Origin of the sequence: Micromonospora sp. CA-248260 (assembly GCF_050942205.1) — a bacterium.
GTDB lineage: Bacteria > Actinomycetota > Actinomycetes > Mycobacteriales > Micromonosporaceae > Micromonospora > Micromonospora antibiotica.
This window is the reverse complement of record NZ_CP192021.1, coordinates 5,522,409-5,546,790: the sequence shown is the minus strand read 5'-3', so window position 1 is coordinate 5,546,790 and position 24,382 is coordinate 5,522,409. Positions and strand designations below refer to the sequence as shown.

Sequence of the window (24,382 nt, the reverse complement as noted above, 5' to 3'; positions counted from 1 at the left end):
GCGCATGGTCGAGCCTCCGTCACTGGTGGAGGGGAGCGCCCGCCGACGACACCGACGGACGCTCCCGGCCTGGTTCCGCCCACCGTCCGATCCCGGGAGCGGTCCCGCTGAGTGACATTCTGTTGATGATCCGACTACGGTGGGAGGTTCGACCTGCCGACGGCCCAGGCGTGGACCGGTCGACCCGGAACGGTACGAGGATGTACGGAGGCTGTCTGGTGGAACGTTCGTCCATGCTGGACCACTTCGCGGAGGAGTTGCGGCTCGTGCGGGCCGCCAACGGCATGTCCCAGGCGGCGCTGGCCGAGGCGCTGAGCTATTCGGGCGCGCTGGTGGCCAAGGTGGAGACCTGCGAGCGTCGGCCGAGCCTGGACTTCGCGCGCCGCTGCGACACGGTGTTCACCACCGACGGCCGCTTCGAACGCATCCAACGCCGGATCAGCCGAGAAACCGTGGTGCCCTGGTTTCGGGACTGGGCTGGCATCGAGCAGGAAGCCACGGCGCTGCGCACGTTCGAACCGCTTTGCGTGCCGGGCCTGTTGCAGACCGAGGCTTATGCTCATGCACTGCTGTCCGGAGGTGGGCTGTTCGCGACCGACGAGATCGAACAGCAGGTGACGACCCGCCTCGATCGCCAAGTGATACTCACCCGGGACCGGCCGCCACTGCTCACCGCCGTCATCGATGAGTGCGTGCTGCGTCGCCAGATCGGCGGACCGGAGGTGATGCGCGAGCAGTTGCGTCATCTGGTGAAATCGGGATCCACGTTGCCTCGGGTCCGAATGCAGGTCGTGCCGTTTTCGGCCGGCGCGTACCCTGGGATCAATGGCCCCTTCGTGATCGCCACCTCGCCGCACGGGGAGGATGTCGTCTACCAGGAGGGTCAGCTCCATGGGCAGGTGGTCGACCGCTCCGATTATCTTCGGCAGATGGTCGAGGTCTGGGAATCGATCCGTGGTGAGGCACTGTCGCAGCAGCAGTCCTTGGAACTGATAGCAGAAGTGGCGGAGACATGGATCTGAGCGACGCCCGGTGGCGCAAGAGCAGCCGCAGCAACGGTCAGGGAGGCAACTGCGTCGAGGTGGCCGACAACCTGGCCGGCGTGGTGGCCGTACGTGATTCCAAGGACCCGGACGGGCCGGTGCTGGCCTTCGGACCGCGCGCCTGGTGTGCCTTCGTGGCGCAGGTGGGCGGCCGACCTTAACGGCGGCGATCCGTGGCGCAGTGCTCCGTAGCGGCGCCTCGTGGATTTGATCGAAACGTCGATGTGTCGCTTGCCACGCAGGGAAGGTCGACACAGAGTCTCGCCCCGGGGTCGAGACTCTATGCGGCTATGAACTCGACCTCACCATGGGTGATCCTGACGTCGAAGCTCATGTCGGTTCCCTTGGAGAGCTTTGCCAGGGTGGCGATGGAGGGTGGTTGGTCGCCGGACTCCAAGCGGGCAATGACGGACTGGGTCATGCCCACCATGCGCGCCAGGGCAGTCTGCGTGAGACCGTTGTCTTCGCGGTACTTCACGATGCGGAGAGCCACGTCGCGGGCGAATGCTGTCCGGTCCCACTCGGCGCGGAACGCCGGATCCTTGCGGCGTTCGTCGATGACTTGCTGCGAGGTTTTCAGGTCGGAGAGCTTCATCACGCGTCCTCTATGTCTTTGATCCTCTGTTCTGCGGCTGTCACTGCTCGGTTGAATCTTCGCTGGTTGACGCTGGCTTCAGGGCCGATTGCTCCGACGATGAACGCGGCGCCGGCCTGCCCGTAGATGGCTCGCCACCGGCTGTGTCCACCACGTGGGCGCAGTTCCCGTAGGCCGTTCGCAGTCTTGATGGAGCTTGAGTGGGGGTAGCCGAGGCTCACGCCCTGGCTTTCCAACTTCTCGACCGCGTGACCGATTGCTGCTTGTTCGGTGGTGGGGAGGGCGTGAAGCTCGGTTCCGGCCTCAGGGTGGTAGAAGACTGGCCGGGACACTTGCCAACTATAGCAAACTTGCGATGTCGAACCAGGGTGCGCACAGATCAACGCGGCTGGGTTCGATCCCATGATCGGGAACCCTGGCCGGAGCGGCTGGTCGAGGCGCCCCTGTCTGGGATTGGTCGTCGTCTGCCCGCGAGGTGACGGGTCTGTGCTGCCGGTTTAGTCGGCGGGGTCGGTGGGGCATGTCGGAGGGTGACATCCGCAGATCCCCGAGGAGGGGCGATGGCCTCCGACGAGACCCACGCCGACCGCGACGACGCGGCCACCGTGACCGCTGCGCGGCGCGGCCGGGACCGGTCCGACGACCGGCCGTCGGGCGATCGGCTGCCCGGTGACCGGCGGGAGGCCGACGCGCGTACCCGACCGGTCGGTCCCGACGACGGCCCGGACAGCCCCACGGACCTGCATCGGGCGGACTGGAAGGCGGCGCTCAAGCGCACCGGGCGGGAGTTCCAGGAGGACAGCCTGACCGACTGGGCCGCCGCGTTGACCTACTACGGGGTGCTGTCGATCTTCCCCGGGATGCTGGTGCTGATCTCGATCCTCGGTCTGCTCGGCGAGCGGGCCACCAGCGGGGTCCGGGACACGGTCGGCCAGGTGGTGCCGGAGGAGAACATCCGGACCATCATCGAGACCGCGATCGACCAGGCCGGCCAGTCCGGTGGGCTGGCCAGCGTCGCCGCGATCATCGGTCTGGTCGCCGCCTTCTGGTCGGCCTCCGGTTACGTGGGCGCGTTCATGCGCGCCTCGAACAGCATCTACGACGTGCCGGAGGGGCGGCCGGTGTGGAAGACCCTGCCCATCCGGCTCGGGGTGACCGCCCTGGTCGGGGTGCTGCTGCTCGCCGCCGCGGTGATCGTGGTCTTCACCGGCGGCCTCGCCGAGCAGGTCGGCAACGCGATCGGGCTCGGCTCCACGGCGCTGACGGTGTGGAACATCGCCAAGTGGCCGGTGCTGCTGGTGCTGGTCAGCCTGATGTTCGCGATCCTCTACTGGGCGTCGCCGAACGCCCGGCACGGCGGGTTCCGCTGGGTCAGCCCGGGCGGCGTGCTGGCGGTGCTGCTCTGGCTGCTCGTCTCCGGCCTGTTCGCCCTGTACGTGAGCAACTTCGGGTCCTACAACAAGACCTACGGCGCGCTGGCCGGCGTGATCATCTTCCTGGTCTGGCTCTGGCTGAGCAACATCGCGATCCTGCTCGGTGCGGAGTTCGACGCCGAGCTGGAACGGGGCCGGGCCATCTCCGCCGGTCACGACCCCGACGAGGAGCCGTACGTCGAGTTGCGCGACGACCGCAAGCTGCGTAAGAAGCGCAACGCCGCCCCCGGCCGCTGACCCACCGGCGACCCCACGCCGCCCAGCCTGCGTCGCCCACCCCGCACCTGCCGCGCCCCTGCCCCGGCGACCCCACGCCGCCCCGCCTGCCCCACGCCGCCCCGCCCCGCCTGCCGCACCCCGCCGCGTCTCCGTGGCGGGGTGGCCACTTGTCACGGCCGGCCTGATCCGGTAGTGCTTCGGCCGCGCGGAGCGGGGCCGGTGTGCGAGGGTCACCCGGTGGTGGTAGCAGGTCGTTGCGGATGTTTCTCAGTCTGTCAACCTTTTCTTGATCCACTAGTAGCTTTTGTTCTTTCGGACAAAAGTTGCCGGCGGAACGACTGAAGGTATGGACATGCGCCTCGGAACTCTCCTACTGTGTCGACCACAACACATCGGCGTGACGTCAATGTGAACCCTGAGACGGAGGTGAGTCCCGTGCGGGCGGCAGATCCCCTGCATGTGCAGCTGTTGCGGCTGCTCCGCGACGAGGGGCCCGCGTCCCGGGCCGAGCTGGGTGACCGGTTGCAGATGCCCCGTCCCCGGCTCCTCGCCGAGTTGGAACGCCTGGTCGGGCTGGGCCTGGTGGCCGAGGCCGGACTGGCCGCCTCCCGGGGCGGCCGTCGCTCCACCCTGGTCGAGCTGAACCCCGACCTCCGGTTCGCCGCCGTCGACATGGGCGCCAGCTCGATCGACGTCGAGGTGGTCAACGGGCGGCTGGAGCCGGTCGCCGCGTACGCCGAGGTGGCCGACATCCGCTCCGGTCCGAAGGCCATCCTGCACCGGGTCAACGACCTGCTGCACAAGGCCCGGGTGGACGGGGCGTACGAGCGGCTCAACGGCGTCGGCGTCGGGGTCCCCGGGCCGGTGAGCTTCCGCGACGGGCTGCCGGTGTCGCCGCCGATCATGCCCGGCTGGGACCGCTACCCGGTGCGCGAACTGCTCAGCCGGGAGCACGGCTGCCCGGCGGTGGTCGACAACGACGTCAACATCATGGCGATCGGGGAGCGGCACGGGGGGGTGGCGCACTCGGTCGACGACTTCCTCTTCATCAAGATCGGCACCGGAATAGGGTGTGGGATCTACCTCAGCGGCGACGTCTACCGGGGCACCGACGGGTGCGCGGGGGACATCGGGCACATCCAGGTCGACGCCGGGGGGCCGACCTGCTCCTGCGGCAACGCCGGTTGCCTGGAGGCGCTCTTCAGCGGAGCGGCCCTGGCCCGGGAGGCCGGCGTCGCCGCGCGTACCGGCGCCTCGCCCGCGCTGGCCGAGCGGCTCGCCGCCCGGGGTGCCGTCTCCGCCCGCGACGTCGCCGAGGCGGCGATCGAGGGTGACGTCACCTGCATCCAGCTGATCCGCGACGGGGGTCGCCGGGTCGGGCAGGTGCTGGCCGGGCTGGTCAGCTTCACCAACCCTTCGATGATCGTCATCGGCGGCGGGCTGGCCCACCTCGGGCACATCCTGCTCGCCGAGATCCGCAGCGTGGTCTACCGCCGGTCGCTGCCGCTGGCCACCGGCAACCTGCCGGTCGTCCTGTCCGAGCTGGGACCGCGCGCCGGCGTCGCCGGCGCGGCCGTCCTCGCCAGCGACGTCGCCTTCGGGGAGGCATCATGAGCAACGCACCGACCTCCGCCGCCGGGGACAACAGCCCGCTGGTCGAGGCGCCCGCCGACACCGTCGCCGGTGAGGTGGTGCTCCGGCTGACCGACGTGGTCAAGACCTTCCCCGGGGTACGCGCCCTCGACGGCGTGCAGTTGGAGGTGCGGGCCGGTGAGGTGCACTGCCTGCTCGGGCAGAACGGCGCCGGCAAGTCGACCCTGATCAAGGTGCTCGCCGGGGTGCACCGGCCGGACTCCGGCCAGGTGCAGTGGCGCGGTGAGCCGGTGCACTTCGCCAACCCGCAGGCCGCCATGCGCGCCGGCATCGCCACCATCTACCAGGAACTCGACCTGGTCGAGGACCTCTCGGTCGCGGAGAACGCCTTCCTCGGCCACGAGCCCAAGGTCGCCGGGTTCGTCCGGCGCGGCCACATGGCCCGGCGTACCCGGGAGATCCTGAGCCGGCTCGGCCACGGCGAGATCCCGCCCGGCCGGATGGTGCGCGCGTTGCCGGCCGCCGGCAAGCAGGTGGTCAGCATGGCCCGCGCGCTGTCCCACGAGGCCCGACTGATCATCATGGACGAGCCGAGCGCGGTGCTGGCCCACGACGAGGTCGACAACCTGTTCCGGATCATCCGGGAACTCACCGCCCAGGGCATCGCGGTCATCTACATCTCGCACCGGATGGAGGAGATCCGCGAGATCGGCGACCGGGTCACCGTACTCAAGGACGGCCGGACCACGGCGGCGAACCTGCCGGCCCGCGACACCCCGACCCGCGACCTGGTCGCCCGGATGACCGGCCGGAACATCGAGTACGTCTTCCCGGACCGCCCGACCGCGCCGACCGCCGGTGACGAGCTGCTGCGGGTCGAGGGGCTGAGCCGCACCGGCGAGTTCGCCGACGTCTCGCTCAGCGTCCGTCCCGGTGAGATCGTCGGCATCGCCGGCCTGGTCGGCTCCGGGCGCTCGGAGCTGCTGGAGACGATCTACGGGGCCCGCCGCGCCGAGTCCGGCACCGTCCGGATGGGCGGCCGGACCCTGCGGCCGGGCAGCGTCGGCGCGGCGGTACGGGCCGGCATGGGCATGGCCCCGGAGGAGCGGAAGAGTCAGGCGTTGCTGCTCGGCGAGCCGATCCACCGCAACGTCACCCTGGCGACCTTCTCCCGGTACGCCCGCCTCGGCTTCACCAACGCCGGGCGGGAGCGGGCCGAGGCGGAACGGATCGCCGACGAACTCCAGCTCCGGCCCAACGACGTGCGCCGGGCGGTACGCACCCTGTCCGGCGGCAACCAGCAGAAGGTGGTGGTTGGGCGCTGGCTGCTCGGCGACACCCGGCTGCTGCTGCTCGACGAGCCGACCCGGGGGGTGGACGTGGGGGCCCGGGCCGAGCTGTACCGGGTGATCCGTGGCCTGGCCGCCCAGGGGGTCGGCGTGCTGCTGGTCTCCAGCGAGGTACCCGAGGTGCTCGGTCTGGCCGACCGGGTGCTGGTGATGCGCGAGGGCCGGATGGTGCGCGAGGCGCCCGCCGGCGAACTGGACGAGAACACCGTGCTCGACCTCGTCATGGCGGGGTCTCTGATGGAAGGCGCGCCGGCATGAGCGAGCGCAGTGGACATAACGAGGTGACGGCATGAGTGAGTCGACCGGGACCGCGACACCGGACCGGCCGGCGGACCTGCCGGCGCAGTCCCCGCCGGTCGACCCGGCGGTGACGGCGTCGCTCAAGGAGAAGCCGCGGACGGGCGGGTTGTCCTTTTGGCAGGGCGACGGGGGTGAGGGCGCGAAGCGTAACCTCGGCCTGATCGGCGTGCTGGTGGTGCTGGTCGTGATCGGCGCCGCGACCCGCTGGGACCTCTACTCCGACCCGGACTGGGTGTGGGGCAACACGCTGACCATCCTCAAGCTCGCCTCGGTGGTCGGGGTGGTCACCGTCGGGATGACCTTCGTGATCATCGGCGGCGGCATCGACCTGTCGGTCGGCGCGATCGTCGCCCTCGCCGGGGTGTGGGCGACCACGCTCGCCACCCAGAGCTACGGCGCCGGCGGCATGATCTTCACCGCGATCGTGGTCGGCACGGCGGTCGGGGTGGTCAACGGGATACTCATCTCCTACGGCCGGCTGGTGGCGTTCATCGCCACGCTGGCCATGATGGTCGCCGCCCGGGGCCTGGCCGCACAGATCTCCGGCAAGCAGACCCAGGTGTCGAACAACTCCTTCATCAACGGCATCGCCAGCACCGACCTGCTCGGCATCCCGCTGCTGGTCTACATCCTGGCCGCCGTGGTCGCCGCCGGCTGGGTGCTGCTCAACCGGACCACCTTCGGCCGGCGTACGGTCGCCGTCGGCGGCAACCCCGAGGCGGCCCGGCTCGCCGGGATCAACGTGCGGCGGCACACCCTGCTGCTGTACGCGCTGTCCGGGCTCTGCTGCGGCATCGCCGCGATCATGCTGACCGCGCAGGCCAACTCCGCCCAGGCGGCCATGGCCAACCTGTACGAGCTGGACGCGATCGCCGCGGCCATCATCGGCGGCACGCTGCTCAGCGGCGGCCGGGGCACCATCGTCGGCTCCCTGCTCGGGGTGCTGATCTTCTCCACCATCACCAACCTCTTCGCCATCAACGGCCTGTCCACCGAGGCGCAGAACATGGTCAAGGGCGGCATCATCGTCGGCGCCGTCCTGATCCAGCAGGTGCAGTTCCGCAGCGTCACCCAGTTCCTCGGCCGCAACAAGGCCACCACCTCCGCCTGACCGGGCACGTCCCTACCCCTTCGCACCAGCGCAATTCCGGCGGCCACCGACGGTGGCCGGGATCAGCACAACCTTTTTCACCCCACCATCCGTCATTTCAGGAGGTCGTCATGACCCAGCCCCGTGACCTGTCCCGTCGCCGGTTGCTCTTCGGCGGTGCGGCGGTCGGCGCCGGTGTGCTCCTCGCCGGTTGCACCAGCAACGAGTCCACACCGACCGCGGCGCAGACCAAGGCGGCCGACAACTCCGGTGGTGGCAACGCCGCCCCCGGCAAGAAGGTCACCATCGGCTTCTCCGCCCCCGCCGCCGACCACGGCTGGATCGCCGCCATCACCAACAACGCCAAGGCGCAGGCCGGGGCGTACTCCGACGTGGACTTCAAGACCGTGGAGGCGGGTGCGGACGCGGCTGCCCAGCGGGCCGCGCTGTCCACCCTGGTCGCCCAGAAGCCGGACGTCATCGTGGTGCTGCCGCACGACGGCAAGGAGCTCAACGCCTTCGGCCTGGAGGCGATGAAGGCCGGTATCCCGGTGGTCAACCTGGACCGTGCCTTCCCGGACGCGCTGGCCTACCGGCTCCAGATCATGGGCGACAACTACGGCATGGGTGTGGCCGCCGCGAACTACATCGTGGCGCAGCTCAAGGCCAAGGGTGTCAGCGCCCCGGTCATCGGCGAGATCCCCGGCATCGACTCGCTGGAGCTGACCCAGCAGCGGTCCAAGGGTTTCGCCGACACCCTCGCCACGGCCGGCTTCAAGGTGGCCAACCGGCGGCCGGCGGAGTTCACCGCCGACTCCGGCCAGCAGGCCGCCACCGGCCTGTTCCAGGCGCTGCCCAAGATCGACGCGATCTGGAACCACGACGACGACCAGGGCATCGGTGTCCTGGCCGCCGTCAACCAGGCCAACCGCAAGGAGTTCTTCATGGTCGGCGGCGCCGGCTCGAAGAAGGCCATGGAGGACATCCAGGCCGACAACACGGTGCTCAAGGCGACCGTGACCTACAGCCCGTCGATGGCCTCCTCGGCCATCTCCCTGGCCCGCCTGATCGGCCAGGGCAAGGGCATGTCCGACCTGGTGGAACTCCAGGTGCCCAAGGAGATCGTCCTCGCCTCGGAGACGATCACCAAGGAGAACGCGAGCAACTACCTCAAGCTCGGGTTCTGATACACGGGGGGAGACCCACCTTGTCCACTCATCACCGCGAACTCCGGGTCGGCATGATCGGATACTCGTTCATGGGCGCCGCGCACTCACAGGCGTGGCGCACCGTGAACCGGGTGTACGAACTGCCTGCCCGGGTTCGGATGGCGCAGATCTGCGGCCGGGACGCCGCGAAGGTCGCCGAGGCAGCCGACCGGCTGGGCTGGGACACGCACACCACAGACTGGCGTGCCCTGGTCGCCTCGGACGACATCGACGTGGTCGACATCTGCACCCCAGGTGACAGCCACGCCGAGATCGCCCTTGCCGCGCTCGCCGCCGGCAAGCACGTGATCTGCGAGAAACCGTTGGCCAACACGGTGGAGGAGGCGCGGGCGATGACCGCTGCCGCCGCCACCGCCGGGGCCGCCGGGATCCGGTCCATGTGCGGGTTCAACTACCGCCGGGTGCCGGCCGTCGCGCTGATGCGACAACTGGTCGCCGAAGGCCGGCTCGGCACGATCCGGCACGTCCGCGCGACGTACCTCCAGGACTGGATCGTCGATCCGCAGTTCCCCCTGGTCTGGAGGCTGCAGAAGGACAAGGCGGGCTCCGGTGCCCTCGGTGACATCGGGGCGCACATCATCGACCTGACCCAGTTCGTGACCGGCCAACGGATCACCGGGGTCAGCGCGGTGACCGAGACGTTCGTCAAGGAGCGCCCGCTGCCGGGTGCGTCGAGCGGACTGGCCGCCGAGGTCGACGGCACCGCGACGGCGACCGGCACGGTCACCGTCGACGACGCCGCGATCTTCGTGGCCCGGCTCGACGACGGGGCACTGGCCACGTACGAGGCGACGCGGTTCGCCACGGGCCGTAAGAACGCCCTCCGGGTGGAGATCAACGGTTCGCTCGGCTCGGTGGTGTTCGACCTGGAACGCCTCAACGAGTTGGAGTTCTACGACGCCTCCCGGCCGGCGACCGAGCAGGGATTCACCCGGATCCTGGTCACCGAGGCCGAACACCCGTACATGGCGGCGTGGTGGCCGCCGGGCCACATCATCGGCTACGAGCACTCCTTCACCCACGAGATGCGCGACTTCGTCGAGGCGGTCGCCAACGGTGTCGACCCGACCCCGTCGTTCGCCGACGCGTTGCAGGTCCAGCTGGTGCTGGACGCGGTGACCCGCTCGGCGGATCTCGGTTCACGGTGGACCGACGTCGAGCCGGCCCTGGCCGCGCTCGCCGTCTGACCCAGGCACCTCCGCCGTCGACCGGCGAGGGACCGGCCGCGGTTGCGCCCCGCGGCCGGGCCGGGGTCGGCAGTGGAGGGCGCGCACCCGGGCCACCCGGCCCGGGGACACGCGCACGATGGCCGTCCGGTGCGGCCGGACCGGGATTCCCCGGTCGCACCGGAGGGCCGCCAGTAGGAATATAGATAAGTATGATTCGGGTTCCCTGGGGAATCCGGTTCATCACCACCCATTCGTCCGGCCGAGGGCGCGCCGCCGCCGTTGGCCGGATGCGGGGAGGCAGGGCCGAGACGCCGAACCGGCCCTGCCTGCCAGCCCCGCCCGCACGCCGTGCGGGACCGGGTACGGCGTCGACGCCGCCGACGTCTACGCCGTCACCGGTGCCATCCCGCACGACCGGGCGGGCGGGGCCACCCCGCGCCCCGCCGGCACGACCGAACCGAGCACGTTCCATCCGGAAGGAGCACCATGCGTACGGGTGTCTGGCTGGTGGGAGCGCGCGGTTCCGTCGCGACCACCGGCATCGTCGGCGGGCTCGCCCTACGGGCCGGCCTCACCGCCCCCACCGGCTGCGTCACCGAACTGCCCGACCTGCGGGGACCCGCCCTGCCCCCCTTCGCCGACCTGGTCTTCGGCGGTCACGACGTGGCCACCACGCCGCTGACCAAACGGGCCGAGGCGCTCGCCGCCGCCGGGGTGCTGCCCGGCCGGCTGGCCGCCGCGCTCGCCGCCGACCTGGCCGCCGTCGAGGAGGACCTGCGGCCCGCGCCGACCGGCGGCAGTCAGGCCGACCGGGCCGCCGCGGTCACCGCCGACCTGACCGCGTTCCGCGACCGGCACCGGCTCGACCGGGTGGTGGTGGTCAACGTCTCGGCCACCGAACCGGCCCCGTCACCGCACCCCGGCCACGCCGACCCGGACGCCCTGCGGGCCGCCCTCGCCAGCGGCGACGAGGTGCTGCCGCCCAGCTCGCTGTACGCCTACGCGGCCGTCGAGGCGGGCTGCCCGTACGTCGACTTCACCCCGTCCACCGGGCTGCGCCTGCCGGCGCTCGCCGCGCTCGCCGCGCAGCGTGGCCTGCCGTACGCCGGGCACGACGGCAAGACCGGGGAGACCCTGGTCAAGTCGGTGCTCGCCCCGATGTTCGCGATGCGTCACCTCGCGGTGCGCTCCTGGTCCGGGGTCAACCTGCTCGGTGGCGGCGACGGGGCGACCCTGGCCGAGCCGGGCGCCAACGCCGCCAAGGTGGACAGCAAGCAGCGGGTCCTCGGCGAGACGCTGGGCTACGTGCCGCAGGGCGGCACCCGGATCGACTACGTCGAGGACCTCGGTGACTTCAAGACCGCCTGGGACCTGATCACCTTCGCCGGGTTCCTCGGCACCGGGATGCGGATGGAGTTCACCTGGCACGGCTGCGACTCCGCGCTGGCCGCCCCGCTGGTGCTGGACCTGGCCCGGCTCACCGCCGCCGCGCACGCCGCCGGCCGGGTCGGCCCCCTGCCCGAGCTGGCCTTCTTCTTCAAGGACCCGATCGACGCACCCACCCACTCGCTGAGCGAGCAGTGGCAGCGGCTGGTCGACTTCACCCGGGAGCTGCACGCCGGGGGTGCCGGGTGACCAGCGTGGCCGACCTGGCCGAGCTGGTCCGGGCACCGGCCGCACTGTCCGTACCGGGGGACCTGGTGGCCGGGGCGGCGGCGGCCGGGGTGCTCGGCCCGCGTACCGCCGGGCTGGCCGGCGCGTCGGTCCTGCTCTACTGGGCCGGGATGGCCGCCAACGACTGGGCCGACCGGGGGTTGGACGCCGAGGAACGCCCGGAACGGCCGATCCCCAGCGGCCGGATCACCCCGGCCGCCGCCGCCGGGGTCGCCATCGGGCTCACCGCCGCCGGCCTGGGCCTGGCCGCCGCCGTGGGCGGCCGGCGGGCCACCGCCGTCGCGCTCCCGCTCGCCGCCACCATCTGGGGGTACGACCTGGTGGCCAAGAACACCGCCGCCGGTCCCGCCGTGATGGCCGCCTGCCGGGGGCTGGACGTGCTGCTCGGCGCGTCGTCCGGCCGACCGGTCCGGGCGCTGCCGGCGGCGCTGACCGTCGCCGCGCACACCTGGACGGTCACCGCCCTGTCCCGTCGTGAGGTGACCGGGGCCGACGCGGCGCTGCCCCGGCGTACCCTCGCCGGCACCGCCCTGGTCGCGCTGGCCGCCACCACCCTGCCCCGCGCCACCACCCCGCCCCGTCCCGCCGGCCGGCCGTCCCCCGTGGACGATGCGCCGGCGGCGACCGACGCGCCCGGCCGTCGTAGCGCACCGGGCGTCCGCACCGGTGCCGTCGGGGTCGGCCGGTCACTCGCCGGCGCGCTGCCGGTGGCGTTGGCCGGCTGGTACGTCGCCCGGTACGGCGGCGCGCAGGCCCGGGTGGCCGCCGACCCCACCGCCGGCCGGGTCCGGGCCGCCGTCGGGGCCGGCATCACCGGGCTGCCCTCGTTGCAGGGTGCGCTCACCGCCCGCGCCGGTGCCGGGCTGGTCGGCGCGCTGGTCGCGCTCGCCGCGCCGCTGGGCGGCCGGCTGGCCCGGAAACTCTCCCCGACATGACCGCCCCGGACGCCGTCCCGCCGACCGCTGCCGACACGCCCCGCCGCAGCCCGGCCCCGGACCGCCCGGCCGACCCCGCCGGCCCGCCGGCCGGCGAGGTGGACCGGCTGCGGTTCGGCTACGGCACCAACGGCTTCGCCAACCACCGGCTCGACGACGCCCTGACGGTGCTGGCCGACCTCGGCTACGAGGGGGTCGCGCTCACCCTCGACCACGACCACCTCGACCCGTACGCGCCGGGACTGGCCCGCCGGGTCGACGCCGTGGCGCACCGGCTGGCCGCGCTCGGTCTCGGCGTGGTGGTCGAGACCGGTGCCCGCTACCTGCTCGACCCGTGGCGCAAGCATGCCCCGACGCTGCTGCACGACGACCCGGCCGGCCGGATCGACTTCCTGGACCGGGCCGTCCGCGTCGGCGCGGACCTCGGTGCCGAGGCGGTCTCCTTCTGGGCCGGCATCCGACCCGGTCACGTCGCCCCCGAGGTCGCGTGGGACCGGCTGGTCGCCGGCTGCGCGACGGTGACCGCCGCCGCCGACCGGGCCGGGGTGACCCTGGGCTTCGAACCGGAGCCCGGAATGCTGGTCGAGGACATCGCCGGCTGGCGTCGGCTGCACCGGGCCCTCGGCGAGCCGGCCCGCTTCGGCATCACCCTCGACATCGGACACTGCCGCTGCCTGGAGTCGTCGACCGTGGCGGACTGTGTGCGCCAGGTCGCCGGGCACCTGGTCAACGTGCAGATCGACGACATGCGCCGGGGGGTGCACGAGCACCTGGAGTTCGGCACCGGCGAGATCGACTTCCCGCCGGTGCTGCGCGCCCTGGCCGACGCCGGCTACCGGGGACTGGTCGCCGTGGAGTTGCCCCGGCACTCGCACGCCGCACCCACCGTGGCGGCCCGGTCGCTGGACTTCCTGCGTACCGCCGCCCGGGACGCCGGCCTCGCGGCGGGCGCGGCACCCGCCCCCGCCGGCACCACCGGGGCGGACTGACCACCGCCGGACGCACACACCTGGGGAGGGGAGACGGATGACACCGGATCGACTGCGGGCCGCGCTGGAGGGCGCACCCGATCCCGACTGGCTGGAGACCGCACTGCGCCGCGTCGCGGCCGAGCCCGGCGCGGTCGGACGGTACTTTCCCGCCGCCGCCCGGCGGTGCGGCCGGCACGACCTGCCCGGCGCCCCCGGCTGGACCGCCGACGAGGCGGCGCGGGCGCTGCTGCTGGCCGCGCTCCCCGCCGACCAGGCCGCCGCGCAGGCCGAGGAGGTCTACCGGTACGGCGACGCCGCCGAGAAGCGGGCCGTACTCAAGGCCCTGCCGCTGCTGCCGATCGGCGACGCCGGGGTGCCGCTGCTGCACGACGCGATCCGCACCAACGACACCCGGCTGGTCGCCGCCGCGCTCGGCCCGTACGCCCGGCACCTGGCGGCGGACGCCTGGCGGCAGGCGGTGCTCAAGTGCGTCTTCATCGGGGTGCCGCTGGCCGTCGTCGCCGACCTCGACGACCGGGCCGACGGGGAACTGGCCACCATGCTCGCCGCGCTCGCGGCGGAACGGCACGCCGCCGGTCGGCAGCTCCCCGCCGACGCCACCGCACTGCTCGACCGGCTCACCATCAGGGAGGCGTGAATGCGCATCTTCGACCCGCACATCCACATGACGTCGCGGACCACCGACGACTACGAGCGGATGGCCGCCGCCGGGGTCCGTGCCGTGGTCGAGCCGGCCTTCTGGCTGGGGCAGCCGCGCACCAGCGCCGCCTCCTTCGCCGACTACTTCGACTCGCTGATCGGCTGGGAGCCGTTCCGGGCCGGCCAGTTCGGCGTCCGGCACCACGCTACCGTGGCGCTGAACCCCAAGGAGGCCAACGACCCGCGCTGCCGCCCGGTGCTCGACCTGCTGCCCCGCTACCTGGAGAAGGACGCCGTGGTCGCGGTCGGCGAGATCGGCTACGACGACATGACCCCGGCCGAGGACGAGGCGTTCGCCACCCAGCTCGCGCTGGCCGTCGACCACGACCTGCCGGCCCTGGTGCACACCCCGCACCGGGACAAGGCGCGCGGCGTCGAACGCAGCCTCGCGGTGGTCGCCGAGAGCGGCATCGCGCCGGGCCGGGTGGCGCTGGACCACCTCAACGAGGTGACCGTGAAGCTGGCCCGCGACAGCGGCTGCTGGCTCGGTTTCTCCATCTACCCGGACACCAAGATGTCGCCGCCGCGGATGGTGGAGCTGCTGCGCACGTACGGCACCGAGCGGATGCTGGTCAACTCGGCCGCCGACTGGGGCCGCTCCGACCCGCTGCTGACCCGGGCCACCGGTGAGGCGATGCTGGCCGCCGGATTCACCGACGACGACGTCGACCTGGTGCTCTGGCGCAACCCGGTGGAGTTCTACGGGCAGTCCGGCCGGCTCGACCTGACCGACCTGGACACCCCGTCCAGCGGCACCTTCGAGGGCAACTCCATCCTGCGCGGCGGCGACTGATGCGGCTGCGGCACGCCGACGGCAGCACCGTCCACCTCGGCTACTGCACCAACGTGCACCCCGCCGAGGACACCGCCGGCATCCTCGCCCAACTCGACACGTACGCCCTGCCGGTGCGCGAGGCGCTCGGCTCGGACCTGCTCGGCCTGGGGCTGTGGCTGGCCGCCCCCGTCGCCGCCGAGCTGGCCGCCGACCCGGCCGCCCGTCGCCGGCTGCGCGCCGAACTGACCCACCGGGGGCTGGAGGTGGTCACCCTCAACGGCTTCCCGTACGCGGCCTTCCAGGCCCCGGTGGTCAAGGGCGCGGTCTACCACCCGGACTGGACCACCGGGCAGCGGCTGCGCTACACCCTGGACCTGGCCCGGGTGCTGGCCGACCTGCTCCCCGACGACGCCGCCAGGGGATCGATCTCCACCCTGCCGCTGGCTTGGCGGCAGCCCTGGGACCCGACGCACGCCGGGGCGGCCCGCCGCCGGCTCGACGCGCTCACCGCCGGCCTGGCCGAGGTGGAACGCGACACCGGCCGCCCGGTGCGGGTCGGTTTCGAACCGGAACCGGGGTGCGTGGTGGAGAGCAGCGGGCAGGCCGCCGCGCTGCTGGCCGACCTCGACCCGCAACGCCTCGGGATCTGTCTCGACCTGGCCCACCTCGCCTGCGCCTGGGAGGAGCCCGTCGAAGCGCTGGCCCGGCTGCGTTCCGCCGGGCTGCCGGTGGTCAAGGTGCAGGTCTCCGCCGCGCTGGAGTCGGCCGACCCGGTCGCCGACGCCGAGGCGCTGGGCCGCTGGGTGGAGCCGAGGTTCCTGCACCAGACCCGCACCGCCGGCTGCGCCCACGCCGCCGACCCGGCCGACCCGGGGTACGCGGCCGACGACCTGGATGAGGCGCTGGCCGCGCGGCTGCCCGGGGCGTGGCGGGTGCACTACCACGTGCCGTTGCACGCCCCGCCCGAGCCGCCGTTGACCTCCACCCTGCCGGTGCTGCGCACCGCGCTGGCCGCGCTGCTCGCCGGCCCGACGGCCGGCTGCGACCACCTGGACGTCGAGACGTACACGTGGGGGGTGCTGCCGGCGGCGCGGCGTCCCCGCACCGATGCGGAGCTGGCCCTCGGGATCGCCGCCGAGCTGGCCTTCGCCCGCGACGAACTGGTCACCCTCGGCCTCACCCCGGCCGAGCGAGCCGTCCCGACGACCCTGGGGGTACGACGATGAGCGAGCGTCACCGACCGGGCACCGTGCGGTGCCACCGCCGTGCCGGGCGCAGCGGGATGTCGGCATGAGCCGCCGGCTGGTGGTGCTGGACGTGGTCGGGCTGACCCCCCGGCTGCTGGCCCACATGCCCCGGTTGCGTGCCGTCGCCGAGCAGGGGTTCTCCGCCGAACTGGGTACCGTGCTGCCGGCGGTCACCTGCTCGGCGCAGGCCACCCTGCTGACCGGTGAGCAGCCGTCCGGGCACGGCATCGTCGGCAACGGCTGGTACTTCCGTGACCTCGGTGAGGTGCTGCTGTGGCGGCAGCACCACGCGCTGGTCGGCGGGGAGAAGGTGTGGCAGGCGGCCCGCCGGGTCGAGCCCGGCTACACGGTGGCCAACGTCTGCTGGTGGTACGCGATGGGCGCGGACGTCGACTGGACGGTCACCCCCCGCCCGATCTACTACGCCGACGGGCGCAAGGAACCGGACTGTTGGACCGACCCGCCGGAGCTGCACGACACGCTCACCGCCGCGCTGGGCACCTTCCCGCTGTTCACCTACTGGGGGCCGGGGGCGGGGCTGCCCTCGTCCCGCTGGATCTGTCAGGCGGCTGAGCGGATCCTCGCCCACCAGGCCCCCGACCTGACCCTGGTCTACGTCCCGCACCTCGACTACGACCTGCAACGCTTCGGGCCGTCCTCGCCGCGGGCCGCCGCCGCGGCGGCGGAGCTGGACGCGGTGCTCGCGCCGCTGCTGGACGCCGCACGGGCCGCCGACGCGACGGTGGTGGCACTGTCGGAGTACGGCATCACCGACGTCTCCCGCCCGGTGGACGTCAACCGGCTGCTGCGCGCCGAGGGGCTGCTGCGGGTCTACACCCAGGACGGCATGGAGTACCTGGACCCGTGGACGTCCCGGGCGTTCGCCGTCGCCGACCACCAGATAGCCCACGTCTACGTGAAGGACCCGGCGGACGTGGCGGCGGTGGCGAAGCTCTGCGCCGGGCTGCCCGGGGTGGCCGAGGTGCTCGACGCCGAGGGCAAGGCGGCGGCCGGTCTGGACCACGAGCGGGCCGGTGAACTGGTGCTGGTGGCCGAGCCGGACTCCTGGTTCACCTACTACTACTGGCTCGACGACGCCCGTGCCCCGGATTTCGCCCGGAACGTGGAGATCCACCGCAAGCCCGGGTACGACCCGGCGGAGCTGTTCTTCGACCCGGCCGCGCCGGGTGCGGCGAAGCGGCGGGCGGGGGTGGCGCTGGCCCGCAAGAAGCTCGGCATGCGTTACCTGATGAGCGTGGTGGGTCTGGACGCGGGGGCGCGGGCGGTCCGGGGTTCGCACGGCCGGTTGCCGGCCGACCCGGCGGACGGCCCGGTGCTGCTCTGTTCCGACCCGTCGCTGGCCCGGGACTCCTTCGCCGCGACGGAGGTCAAGGCGCTGCTGCTGGACCTCGCCGGGCTGGGAGCGGGTGCCGACGGGGCGTCGACGGCCCCGACCGGCCCGCCGGGCACGGGGGACCGGCGGTGACCCTCACCGCCGCCCCGACCGACGCCAGTGAGCTGCGGACCCGCTTCGACGCCGAGCTGGTGGCCTTTCTCGACCGGCAGGGCCCGGACTGGCCGGACGGTGCCCCACGGGGCATCTTCACCGCCCTGCACCGGTTCGTGCTGGCCGGCGGGAAGCGGCTGCGTCCGCTGTTCTGCTACTGGGGTTGGCGGGGTGCCGGGGGAGCGGACGACCGCCCGATCGTGGTGGCCGCGGCGGCGTTGGAGCTGTTCCACGCGTTCGCGCTGATCCACGACGACATCCTCGACGGCAGTGACCACCGTCGGGGTGCGCCGTCGGTGCACCGGGTCTTCGCCGAGCTGCACACCCGTTCGGCGTGGCGGGGCGACCCGGAGACCTACGGCCGCAACACCGCCCTGCTCTGCGGGGACCTCTGCGCGGCCTGGTCGGATCAGATGTTCCACGAGTGCGGGATGACCTCCGCGCAGATCTGGCAGGGGTACCGGGTCTTCGCCCGGATGCGTACCGAGGTGATCGCGGGGGAGTACCTGGATCTGGTCTCCGGGGTCGGGGACGGCTCGGTGGCCAGCGCGCTCACCGTGATCCGGATGAAGGCGGCCCGCTACACGGTGACCCGGCCGTTGCAGATCGGTGCGGCGTTGGCCGGGGCCCCGGCGGAGCTGGTCGCCGCGCTCGTCGACTTCGGTGACCCGCTGGGGGACGCCTTCCAGCTCCGCGACGACGTGCTGGGTGTCTTCGGTGATCCGGCGGTGACCGGGAAGTCGATCCTGGACGACCTGCGGGAGGGCAAGCCGACGGTGATGATGGCGATGGCCCGCGACGCCGCCGACCGGGCGCAGGCCGCCCGGCTGCGGGAGTTGTTCGGCAACCCTGAGCTGGACGCGGCGGGGGCCGCCGACCTGCGGGCCATCATCGAGGCGACCGGCGCGCGGGAGAAGATCGAGCGGCTGATCCGGGTCCGGGCCGACGCCGCCCGGGTCGCGCTGGCCCAGGTGCCGCTGGCGGAGCCGGCCCGTGCCGCCCTGGCGGGCCTGGCCGACCAGGCCGTGCACCGGCAGCACTGAGGCGGGCCGCTCCGACGGTCCGGGCTGTGGGTCCGGCGCGGTGGGCGGTGCTCCGACCGGCAGCCGCCCGGTCTTTCATCAGATGAATGTGGATTCCCGTACGGCCGGGTCGTCCCCGACTGCCGGCCGGTGCCGCCGGGCTGCGGCAGGTCGGGGCTACCCGGGGTGGAACTGCTCGTCACCGTTCGGTGACCCACGGGTCGACCGGCCCGCCGCTGCTCGGCGCGGGACCGGGGATGCCCGACCGGTGGACGGGCTTCATCTGATGAAAACCCACACCGGTGGGCAGAGGGTATGGACATTGACATAGGTCACCATTAATGTTTGTGGCATCACGGGCATGTTTCGTCAAGGTGAACCGGCGGCGCGGTAACCCCTCGACGAGCGACCTTCCGCCGGCGGTTCGCGCCCCGGCCGAGGGTTCTGACCGGCCGACCGGGGCACCCCCGGCCGCCCGGCCTGCCCTGCCACACCCCACCACTCCACCCCACCACCCCGGCATCCGGCGCGGCGGCACGCGTCCCGCCCTGGCCGTGATCCGTCAGGAAGGGACAGCCCTCCAATGTCCACAAAGGACTACACCGGTCACCGTTCCCGACGGTGGCTACCCTCCGCAGCAGCACTGCTGCTGGCCGTCACCGCCGGTACGGTCGCCGCCACCACCACCGGCCCGGCCGCCCCGGCCGCCGCGCACACCATCAACGCCAGCGACTTCCAGCAGGTCGAGCTGGCCCGGGGCGTCAACGAGATGGGCGAGCCCATGTCGCTGGCCGTGCTGCCGGACCGGTCCGTGCTGCACACCGCCCGCAACGGCACCGTGCGGCGCACCGACTCCGCCGGCGTGACCCGGGTGATCGGCACCATCCCCGTCTACACCCACGACGAGGAGGGGTTGCAGAGCCTCGGGGTCGACCCGAACTTCGCCACCAACCGGTTCATCTACCTCTACTACGCGCCGCCGCTGTCCACCCCCGGCGGCGACGCGCCCGCCACCGGCAGCAACTGGTCCGCCTGGCAGGGCGTCAACCGGCTCTCCCGGTTCACCCTCAACAGCGACTTCACCATCAACCAGACCAGCAAGGTCGACGTGCTGGACGTGGCGACCGACCGGGGCATCTGCTGCCACGTCGGCAGCGACATGGACTTCGACGCCGCCGGGAACCTCTACCTGTCCACCGGCGACGACAGCAACCCCTTCGACTCCGCCGGCTACTCGCCGCTGGACGAGCGGACCAACCGCAACCCGGCGTACGACTCCCAGCGCGGTGCCGGCAACACCAACGACCTGCGGGGCAAGCTCCTGCGGATCAAGATGAACGCCGACGGGACGTACTCGATCCCGAGTGGGAACCTGTTCCCCCCGGGCACCGCGAAGACCCGCCCCGAGATCTACGCGATGGGCTTCCGCAACCCGTTCCGGATCAGCGTCGACAAGGCCACCGGCGTCGTCTACGTCGGCGACTACGGGCCGGACGCCGGCAGCACCAACGCCAACCGGGGCCCCTCCGGCCAGGTCGAGTTCAACCGGGTCACCGGCCCGGGCAACTACGGCTGGCCGTACTGCACCGGCACCAACACCACGTCCGAGACGTACAACGAGTGGAACTTCGCGACCAACTCCACCGGCCCCAAGTACAACTGCACCGGCGGGCCGACCAACAACTCGTTCCGCAACACGGGCCTGACCACCCTCCCGCCGGCCAAGCCCTCCTGGATCCGGTACGGCGGCGACGCCGGCAGCCCGGCCGCGTTCGGCGGCGGCTCCGAATCCCCGGCGGCCGGCCCGGTCTACCGGTACGACCCGAACAACCCCTCGGCGACGAAGTTCCCGCAGACCTTCGACGGGCAGTTCTTCGCCACCGAGTTCGGCCGGGGCTGGGTCAAGCCGATCCACGTCAACTCCGACGGGTCGCCCGGCACCATCGACAGCTTCCCCTGGGTGGGCAAGCAGGTGATGGACTCCGCGTTCGGCCCCGACGGGGCGTACTACCTGCTCGACTACGGCACCGGCTACTACAACGGTGACGCCAACTCGGCCCTGTACCGCTTCGACTACGTCGGCGTCGGCAACCGGGCGCCGGCCGCCCGGGCGAGCGCCGACCGGACCTCCGGACCCGCGCCGCTGACCGTGAACTTCTCCTCGGCCGGTTCCGCCGACCCCGAGGGCGGGGCGTTGACCTACTCGTGGGCGTTCGGTGACGGCACCACCTCCACGGCGGCCAACCCGACGAAGACGTACACCGCGGACGGCTCGTACACCGCGACGCTCACCGTGCGGGACCCGCAGGGGGCGACCGGCACGAACAGCGTGACGGTCAGCGTCGGCAACACCGCCCCGACGGTCACCATCAACGGCCCGGTCGACGGCTCGCTGTTCTCCTTCGGTGACACGGTGCCGTTCAGCATCACCGTCACCGACCCCGAGGACGGCACGGTCGACTGCACCAAGGTCAAGATGACCTACGTGCTCGGCCACGACCAGCACGGTCACCAGATCTCCTCGGTCGACGGCTGCTCCGGCACGATCACCATCCCGGTCGACGGCGAGCACGACGACGCGGCGAACATCTTCGCGATCTTCGACGCCGAGTACACCGACGCCGGTGGGCTCACCACGCACACCCAGCACACCCTCCAGCCCCGGCACCGGCAGGCCGAGCACTTCAAGACCTCGTCCGGCGTCGCCACCTTCGACAAGACCCCCGCCGAGGGCGGCAAGACCGTCGGCAACATCGAGAACGGGGACTGGATCGGGTTCTCCCCGTACCAGATCGGCAACGTCACCTCGTTCACCGCCCGGGTCTCCTCGGCCGGTGCCGGCGGCACCCTCCAGATCCGCGCCGGCTCGGCCACCGGCACCGTGCTCGGGCAGGCCACCGTGCCGGTCACCGGCGGCTGGGACACCTTCACCACGGTCACCGGCACGGTGTCCGGCGCACCCACCGGCACCACCACGCTCTACCTGACCTTCGCCGGTGGCACCGGGCTGCTCTACGACCTGGACGCGTTCACCCTCAACACCGGCACCGTCCCGCCGCCGACCAACGGCACCGGGCCGATCAAGGGCCTGGGCGGCAAGTGCCTGGACGTGCGTAACGCGGCCACCGCCGACGGCACCCAGGTGCAGATCTTCACCTGCAACGGTGGGGCCGGGCAGACCTGGACGGTCACCCCGAACGGCCCGATCAAGGCGCTGGGCAAGTGCCTGGACGTCAACGGCGGCGGCACCGCCAACGGCACCAAGATCCAGCTGTGGACCTGCACCGGCGGCAGCCCGCAGGTCTGGTCGGCGCAGACCGACGGGACCCTGCGCAACCCCGCCTCGGGCAAGTGCCTGGACGTCTCCGGCAACACCTCGGCCGACAGCACCGTGGTCCTGCTGTGGACCTGTAGCGCCGCCGCAAACCAGAAGTGGACCCTGCCCTGACCTGACGGGCGCGGGACCGGCAGTGTCCGGTCCCGCGCCCCCGGCGTACTGGAGCACGACATGAGACTTTTCCGGCCCATCCTCGGCGCGGCCACCGCCGTCCTCGCCGCCCTCGCCTGCACCGCCCCGGCCACCCCCGCGTCGGCCGCCGACGTCGCCTACGACGTGCTGGTCTTCTCCAAGACCGCCGGCTTCCGGCACGACTCCATCGCGGTCGGCACCCAGGCCATCCGTGACCTGGGCGCGGCCAACAACTTCACCGTCACCGCCACCGAGGACGGTGGCCAGTTCACCAGCGCCAACCTCGCCCGGTTCGAGGCGGTGATCTTCCTCAACACCACAGGCGACGTGCTCAACGCCAGCCAGCAGAGCGCCTTCGAGTCGTACATCGCCGCCGGTGGCGGGTACATGGGCGTGCACTCCGCCGCCGACACCGAGTACGACTGGCCGTTCTACGGCAACCTGGTCGGGGCGTGGTTCGCCTCCCACCCGGCCATCCAGCAGGCCACCGTACGGGTGGAGGACCGCGCGCACGCGGCCACCGCCCACCTCGGCCCGACCTGGCAGCGCACCGACGAGTGGTACAACTTCCGCACCAACGCCCGCTCCACCGCGCACGTGCTGGCCAACCTCGACGAGTCGTCGTACTCGGGGGGTGGGATGGGGGCCGACCACCCGCACGTGTGGTGCAAGACGTACAACGGCGGCCGGTCGTTCTACACCGGCGCCGGGCACAACCAGTCGGCGTACTCCGAGCCGGCGTTCCGGGCCCACCTGCTCGGCGGCATCCGGTACGCGGCCGGCCGGACGAAGGCCGACTGCCGGCCCGAGACCGGTTACACCGCCCTCTACAACGGCTCCACCAACGGCTGGTCGCAGGCCGGGCCGGGCAGCTTCACCAACTCCAACGCCACCCTCAGCTCCGTCGGCGGGCTGGGCATGCTCTGGTACAGCGCGAAGCAGTTCACCAACTACTCGCTCAAGCTGGACTGGAAGGTGGACGGGGACGACAACTCCGGCGTCCTGATCGGTTTCCCGCCGTCGAGCGACCCGAACTCGGCGATGGACAACGGCTACGAGGTGCAGATCGACGCCACCGACACCGTCGACCGGACCACCGGCTCGGTCTACTCGTTCCAGGCCGCCGACCAGGCAGCCCGGGACGCGGCGCTGAACCCGCCGGGGGAGTGGAACACCTACGAGCTGCTGGTCGAGGGGGAGCGGCTCCAGGTCTTCCTCAACGGAGCGAAGATCAACGACTTCACCAACACCAACCCGGTGCGCTCGCTCGCCGGCCACATCGGCATCCAGAACCACGGCACCGGTGACGACGCCTCGTTCCGCAACATCCGGATCAAGGAGCTGGGCGGCACCACGCCGACCAACGGCACCGGCCCGATCAAGGGCCTGGGCGGCAAGTGCCTGGACGTGCGCAACGGCGCCACCGCCGACGGCACCCAGATCCAGATCTTCACCTGCAACGGCAGCGCCCGCCAGACCTGGACGGTGACCCCGAACGGCCCGATCAAGGCGCTGGGCAAGTGCCTGGACGTCTCGGGCGGCGGCACCGCCAACGGCACGAAGATCCAGCTCTGGACCTGCACCGGTGGCAGCCCGCAGGTCTGGTCGTCGCAGTCCGACGGCACCCTGCGTAACCCCGCCTCGGGCAAGTGCCTGGACGTCTCCGGCAACAACTCCGCCGACAACACCGTGGTCCTGCTCTGGACGTGCAGTTCCTCCGCCCCCAACCAGAAGTGGACCCTCCCCCAGTAACCCCATCCACCCACCCACTCCGCCCCCGGCTCCCGTCCGTGGGTTCGCATCGGTGATCAAGAGGTTTGCGTCACGCGGGTCGCCCGTCGTGACGCAAACCTCTTGATCGTCGTGGGCGAGTGGGCGAGTGGGCGGGCTGAGGCGGGTGGGGAGCGGGGGCTGGTGGGTGGGGGAGAGGGGTTTCGTGGGGGGTGGGGTGGGCTTAGAGTGGTGGGCGGCGACCTGCGGGTGGCCGGTGACCCGACGGGAGGCGCAACCCGTTGGGCCCAGGTGCGCGTGCACCCACCGGT

General features: G+C 72.1%; 20 protein-coding genes. 18 read left to right on the top strand and 2 right to left on the bottom strand.

Features of this window, described 5'->3' with window-relative positions; translation table 11 throughout:
* The first annotated feature begins 218 nt into the window (after positions 1 to 218).
* Both ACQP2H_RS23785 and ACQP2H_RS23780 read left to right on the top strand, forming a co-directional pair.
* Positions 219 to 1,022, top strand: coding sequence for a helix-turn-helix domain-containing protein (locus ACQP2H_RS23785; RefSeq protein ID WP_433228935.1), 804 nt, complete (start codon positions 219 to 221; stop codon positions 1,020 to 1,022).
* Positions 1,013 to 1,204: a DUF397 domain-containing protein gene (locus ACQP2H_RS23780; RefSeq protein WP_357535634.1), complete on the top strand. Its 192-nt coding sequence runs from the start codon at positions 1,013 to 1,015 to the stop codon at positions 1,202 to 1,204. Before ACQP2H_RS23785 ends, ACQP2H_RS23780 begins: the two co-directional genes overlap by 10 nt.
* A 119-nt stretch (positions 1,205 to 1,323) precedes the next feature.
* Here the strand turns inward: ACQP2H_RS23780 and ACQP2H_RS23775 are convergent, their stop codons facing one another.
* The gene (locus ACQP2H_RS23775; protein WP_357535632.1) at positions 1,324 to 1,638 is read right to left on the bottom strand and encodes a helix-turn-helix domain-containing protein; all 315 of its coding nucleotides are present in this window, start codon (positions 1,636 to 1,638) and stop codon (positions 1,324 to 1,326) included.
* A complete protein-coding gene (locus ACQP2H_RS23770) occupies positions 1,638 to 1,970 on the bottom strand; it encodes a type II toxin-antitoxin system RelE/ParE family toxin (protein WP_357535630.1) in 333 nt (110 codons plus the stop codon). The genes ACQP2H_RS23775 and ACQP2H_RS23770 overlap by 1 nt, the downstream gene beginning before the upstream one ends.
* A 228-nt stretch (positions 1,971 to 2,198) precedes the next feature.
* On the opposite strand from ACQP2H_RS23770, the gene ACQP2H_RS23765 reads away from it, so the two are divergent.
* From ACQP2H_RS23765 to ACQP2H_RS23690, 16 genes are all read left to right on the top strand, one after another.
* Positions 2,199 to 3,308 carry a YihY/virulence factor BrkB family protein gene (locus tag ACQP2H_RS23765; protein ID WP_357535628.1) on the top strand — a complete coding sequence of 370 codons (1,110 nt, stop codon included), beginning with the start codon at positions 2,199 to 2,201 and terminating at the stop codon, positions 3,306 to 3,308.
* A gap of 417 nt (positions 3,309 to 3,725) precedes the next feature.
* A complete protein-coding gene (locus tag ACQP2H_RS23760) occupies positions 3,726 to 4,904 on the top strand; it encodes an ROK family transcriptional regulator (protein WP_208568827.1) in 1,179 nt (392 codons plus the stop codon).
* Positions 4,901 to 6,490 carry a sugar ABC transporter ATP-binding protein gene (locus tag ACQP2H_RS23755; RefSeq protein ID WP_357535626.1) on the top strand — a complete coding sequence of 530 codons (1,590 nt, stop codon included), beginning with the start codon at positions 4,901 to 4,903 and terminating at the stop codon, positions 6,488 to 6,490. Before ACQP2H_RS23760 ends, ACQP2H_RS23755 begins: the two co-directional genes overlap by 4 nt.
* A 31-nt stretch (positions 6,491 to 6,521) precedes the next feature.
* Positions 6,522 to 7,643 carry an ABC transporter permease gene (locus ACQP2H_RS23750; protein WP_219464232.1) on the top strand — a complete coding sequence of 374 codons (1,122 nt, stop codon included), beginning with the start codon at positions 6,522 to 6,524 and terminating at the stop codon, positions 7,641 to 7,643.
* A 110-nt stretch (positions 7,644 to 7,753) separates the two neighbouring features.
* A complete protein-coding gene (locus ACQP2H_RS23745; protein WP_208568829.1) occupies positions 7,754 to 8,809 on the top strand; it encodes a substrate-binding domain-containing protein in 1,056 nt (351 codons plus the stop codon).
* A 53-nt stretch (positions 8,810 to 8,862) separates the two neighbouring features.
* Positions 8,863 to 10,038: a Gfo/Idh/MocA family protein gene (locus tag ACQP2H_RS23740; protein WP_374197575.1), complete on the top strand. Its 1,176-nt coding sequence runs from the start codon at positions 8,863 to 8,865 to the stop codon at positions 10,036 to 10,038.
* A 468-nt stretch (positions 10,039 to 10,506) separates the two neighbouring features.
* Positions 10,507 to 11,655 (top strand): inositol-3-phosphate synthase, encoded by a 1,149-nt coding sequence (locus ACQP2H_RS23735; RefSeq protein ID WP_219464228.1) that lies wholly within the window; start codon positions 10,507 to 10,509, stop codon positions 11,653 to 11,655.
* Positions 11,652 to 12,629 carry an SCO3242 family prenyltransferase gene (locus ACQP2H_RS23730; RefSeq protein WP_219464227.1) on the top strand — a complete coding sequence of 326 codons (978 nt, stop codon included), beginning with the start codon at positions 11,652 to 11,654 and terminating at the stop codon, positions 12,627 to 12,629. The genes ACQP2H_RS23735 and ACQP2H_RS23730 overlap by 4 nt, the downstream gene beginning before the upstream one ends.
* Positions 12,626 to 13,618: a sugar phosphate isomerase/epimerase family protein gene (locus tag ACQP2H_RS23725; RefSeq protein ID WP_433228929.1), complete on the top strand. Its 993-nt coding sequence runs from the start codon at positions 12,626 to 12,628 to the stop codon at positions 13,616 to 13,618. Before ACQP2H_RS23730 ends, ACQP2H_RS23725 begins: the two co-directional genes overlap by 4 nt.
* A 37-nt stretch (positions 13,619 to 13,655) precedes the next feature.
* Positions 13,656 to 14,258, top strand: coding sequence for an EboA domain-containing protein (locus ACQP2H_RS23720; protein ID WP_194821097.1), 603 nt, complete (start codon positions 13,656 to 13,658; stop codon positions 14,256 to 14,258).
* Entirely contained in the window at positions 14,259 to 15,113 is an 855-nt protein-coding gene (locus tag ACQP2H_RS23715) for a TatD family hydrolase (RefSeq protein ID WP_208568834.1), read from the top strand.
* Positions 15,113 to 16,321, top strand: a complete 1,209-nt coding sequence (gene eboE / locus ACQP2H_RS23710) for a metabolite traffic protein EboE (protein ID WP_219464223.1) — start codon at positions 15,113 to 15,115, stop codon at positions 16,319 to 16,321. The genes ACQP2H_RS23715 and eboE overlap by 1 nt, the downstream gene beginning before the upstream one ends.
* 64 nt (positions 16,322 to 16,385) lie before the next feature.
* Complete coding sequence (locus ACQP2H_RS23705) at positions 16,386 to 17,828, top strand: alkaline phosphatase family protein (RefSeq protein ID WP_433228925.1); 1,443 nt, start codon at positions 16,386 to 16,388, stop codon at positions 17,826 to 17,828.
* Positions 17,825 to 18,892 carry a polyprenyl synthetase family protein gene (locus tag ACQP2H_RS23700; RefSeq protein WP_208568837.1) on the top strand — a complete coding sequence of 356 codons (1,068 nt, stop codon included), beginning with the start codon at positions 17,825 to 17,827 and terminating at the stop codon, positions 18,890 to 18,892. Before ACQP2H_RS23705 ends, ACQP2H_RS23700 begins: the two co-directional genes overlap by 4 nt.
* Positions 18,893 to 19,454: 562 nt before the next feature.
* Positions 19,455 to 22,319, top strand: coding sequence for a carbohydrate-binding protein (locus tag ACQP2H_RS23695; RefSeq protein WP_357535614.1), 2,865 nt, complete (start codon positions 19,455 to 19,457; stop codon positions 22,317 to 22,319).
* Between the two features lie 60 nt (positions 22,320 to 22,379).
* The gene (locus ACQP2H_RS23690; protein ID WP_219464219.1) at positions 22,380 to 24,092 is read left to right on the top strand and encodes a ThuA domain-containing protein; all 1,713 of its coding nucleotides are present in this window, start codon (positions 22,380 to 22,382) and stop codon (positions 24,090 to 24,092) included.
* Positions 24,093 to 24,382 lie beyond the last annotated feature (290 nt).

Excerpts from the sequence above, each read along its gene's own strand:
- ACQP2H_RS23780 (WP_357535634.1), top strand. The coding sequence starts at position 1,013 with ATGGATCTGAGCGACGCCCGGTGGCGCAAGAGCAGCCGCAGCAACGGT.
- ACQP2H_RS23775 (WP_357535632.1), bottom strand. The coding sequence starts at position 1,638 with ATGAAGCTCTCCGACCTGAAAACCTCGCAGCAAGTCATCGACGAACGC.
- ACQP2H_RS23765 (WP_357535628.1), top strand. The coding sequence starts at position 2,199 with ATGGCCTCCGACGAGACCCACGCCGACCGCGACGACGCGGCCACCGTG.
- ACQP2H_RS23755 (WP_357535626.1), top strand. The coding sequence starts at position 4,901 with ATGAGCAACGCACCGACCTCCGCCGCCGGGGACAACAGCCCGCTGGTC.
- ACQP2H_RS23750 (WP_219464232.1), top strand. The coding sequence starts at position 6,522 with ATGAGTGAGTCGACCGGGACCGCGACACCGGACCGGCCGGCGGACCTG.
- ACQP2H_RS23745 (WP_208568829.1), top strand. The coding sequence starts at position 7,754 with ATGACCCAGCCCCGTGACCTGTCCCGTCGCCGGTTGCTCTTCGGCGGT.
- ACQP2H_RS23740 (WP_374197575.1), top strand. The coding sequence starts at position 8,863 with ATGATCGGATACTCGTTCATGGGCGCCGCGCACTCACAGGCGTGGCGC.
- ACQP2H_RS23735 (WP_219464228.1), top strand. The coding sequence starts at position 10,507 with ATGCGTACGGGTGTCTGGCTGGTGGGAGCGCGCGGTTCCGTCGCGACC.
- ACQP2H_RS23725 (WP_433228929.1), top strand. The coding sequence starts at position 12,626 with ATGACCGCCCCGGACGCCGTCCCGCCGACCGCTGCCGACACGCCCCGC.
- ACQP2H_RS23720 (WP_194821097.1), top strand. The coding sequence starts at position 13,656 with ATGACACCGGATCGACTGCGGGCCGCGCTGGAGGGCGCACCCGATCCC.
- ACQP2H_RS23715 (WP_208568834.1), top strand. The coding sequence starts at position 14,259 with ATGCGCATCTTCGACCCGCACATCCACATGACGTCGCGGACCACCGAC.
- eboE (WP_219464223.1), top strand. The coding sequence starts at position 15,113 with ATGCGGCTGCGGCACGCCGACGGCAGCACCGTCCACCTCGGCTACTGC.
- ACQP2H_RS23705 (WP_433228925.1), top strand. The coding sequence starts at position 16,386 with ATGAGCCGCCGGCTGGTGGTGCTGGACGTGGTCGGGCTGACCCCCCGG.
- ACQP2H_RS23695 (WP_357535614.1), top strand. The coding sequence starts at position 19,455 with ATGTCCACAAAGGACTACACCGGTCACCGTTCCCGACGGTGGCTACCC.
- ACQP2H_RS23690 (WP_219464219.1), top strand. The coding sequence starts at position 22,380 with ATGAGACTTTTCCGGCCCATCCTCGGCGCGGCCACCGCCGTCCTCGCC.